At 65.1% G+C, this 2,287-nt stretch carries 3 protein-coding genes; all 3 read right to left on the bottom strand.

What is annotated here, in order from left to right; translation table 11 throughout:
- A partial coding sequence (locus tag EN964_RS32180; protein WP_127277264.1) for a PAS domain-containing protein occupies positions 1-396 on the bottom strand: 396 nt, incomplete at its 3' end.
- A gap of 163 nt (positions 397-559) precedes the next feature.
- A complete protein-coding gene (locus EN964_RS32175) occupies positions 560-2,050 on the bottom strand; it encodes an efflux transporter outer membrane subunit (protein ID WP_127271114.1) in 1,491 nt (496 codons plus the stop codon).
- A 12-nt stretch (positions 2,051-2,062) separates the two neighbouring features.
- Positions 2,063-2,287: efflux RND transporter permease subunit (locus EN964_RS32170; RefSeq protein ID WP_164776194.1), on the bottom strand; the 225-nt coding region annotated here is incomplete at its 5' end.

The raw sequence follows: 2,287 nt of genomic DNA, 5'->3' as shown, positions 1-2,287 counted from the left end.
GAAGCAGACCTCGCCACTGTCGTCCCCGATGACATTGGAATAGACGTCGACGATCGCCGGTTGGCCTTCTGTCCGCCCCAGCCGGAACGTGCCGATGAAATCGGTGTCCTCGACCACGACCTCGAACAGCGGCCGGTCCTTCTGCTTGTGCAGGCCGGTGCCGGAAAGCGCCGCCCAGTGTTGCCGAGCGAGCGTCGCCGCCTTGAGGCCGGACAGTTTCTCGAATTCCGGATTGGCATAGACGACACGCTCCTTCGAACCGAGATCCGAGACGGCAATGGCGATCGGTACCTGGTCGAGGAACTTCTTGAACTGTTCGCTTTCCAGCGCGCTGGCAAGGTCCGGCGTTTCGAGCAGCTGCCCGACCGCTTCGGCCTTCTGTGTATCGGATGTCATCTGCGGCGCCTGTGCTGTGTGATCACCATCAATAACAGCGATGCGATCTCCCCGCCATCGCCAAAGCACGAGGCGGCATTTCACGCGCCGTCACAAGTGGTGTGTCGCACAATCTCGAAATCTGCGTAGCCGCGTCGAAATTGACCGAGGCCCAGGGAACCGCTCACGAGGCCGGCTTCGACGCCAGCCTTGGCCCGGTCTTGACGTCGACGATCTCAGGCTTGGCACTGTCCACCGTGCCATCCCAGCCGCCACCGAGCGCCTTGTTGAGGGCGATGTAGTTGGTCGCCAGCAGGACGCGGCTTTGCAGCAGCGAGTCCTCGGCCGAGTAGAGCGAGCGCTGGGCGTCGAGCACATCGAGAAGGCTTGTCTCGCCGGCCTTGTAGAGCGTGCCTTCGAGCCGCGCCGCATCGCCATAGGATTTCGCCGAAGAGGCGAGCTTGCCGATCCGGATGCGCTCCTGCGACAACAGCACAAGCGCGTTCTCGACATCCTCGAGCGCCGTCAGCACCGAAGACCGGTATGCGATGAAATATTGATCGCGCTGCGCCTTGGCGACCTCGACGGCCGCCTGCAATTGACCGGCATTGAACAAGGGCACGCTGAGCGTCGGCCCGAACGACCAGCCGATCGACGAATTCTTGCCGAGATCGCCAAGCTTCAGCGCCGCCGTGCTGATGTCTCCCGTCAGGCTGACCGAGGGATAGCGGGCGGCCTCTGCCTGGCCGATCTTGGCGGTGTATTGCGCATATTGGCGTTCCGCCATGCGCAAATCGGGTCGCGAAAGCAAGAGGTCGGCGGGAATTCCGGTGGGCATCGGCAGGCGTGGTGCAGGGATCGGGGCGACCCGCTTCAGCCGCTCGCTGAGCGAGGCAGGCGGCCGGCCGGCCAGCACGGCGAGACGATGCACGGCCTGGGCATAGCTTGCCTCCAGCGTCGGCACCGCGGCTTCGGTGCTCGCTGCCTGCCCCATCGCCTTGGCGACATCGGCGGCGGTCGCCGTGCCCGCCTGCGCCATGGTGCGGGTAAGTTCGGCGGTCTGCCTTTGCGACGCGGCCGAGCGCCGGGCGAGCGCGATGCGGGCCTGGTAGCCGCGCGCCTGGGTATAATAGGAAGCGACATCGCCGACCAGGGTAAGAAGCGTCGAGCGCAGTTCCTCCTGCGAGGCGTCCAGCCCGTAGCGCGCGGCCTCGACGCCTCTGCGGTTGGCGCCGAACAGGTCGAGTTCCCAGCTTGCATCGAAGCCGGCCTGGTACTCGCTGTAGGTGGCGTCAGAGCCTGATGTGGTCTCGGCTGACTTGTTGCGGGTGGCCGAGCCGGAGCCGTCGACCGACGGCAGCAACGTGCCGGCACTCTGGCGGTAGCTGGCGCGCGCCTCGCGGATTTTTGCCTTGGCGGTGGCGACATCGAGATTGCCGGCAACCGCTTCCTCGACAAGCGTGTTCAGCTCGGGATCGCGCAGCCGCTGCCACCATTTTGACAGTTGCGCCGGCTGGGCAGGCTTTGTCGGCTTGTGGCCGCTCCAGCTTGCTGGCATCGCCAATATGGGCGTCTGATAATCCGGACCGACGACGCATCCCGCGAGCAGGACAGCGGTAATCATAGGCGCAAGAAGCCGCCTCGCGGCCACCGAGCCACGTTCCAAACCTGTCATGTGAAGTTGTCCTTATTGCTGGTTGGCCGTCACCGGCGTCTCGCCCGTATCTGGTTTGGCCGCCCTGCCCTTGAAGATGCGCCGCACGGTGACGAACAGCAGCGGCACCAGGAAGACACCGATCACCGTCGCTGCGATCATCCCGCCCATCACGCCGATGCCGACGGAGTTCTGCGCACCCGAGCCCGCACCGCTGGCAATCGCCAGCGGCAACACGCCGAGGATGAAGGCCAGCGA

Origin of the sequence: Mesorhizobium sp. M7A.F.Ca.CA.001.10.2.1, assembly GCF_003998575.1 — a bacterium.
Classification (GTDB): domain Bacteria; phylum Pseudomonadota; class Alphaproteobacteria; order Rhizobiales; family Rhizobiaceae; genus Mesorhizobium.
Note: the sequence above shows the minus strand (reverse complement) of the source record. Positions and strands in the feature narration are given on the sequence as shown.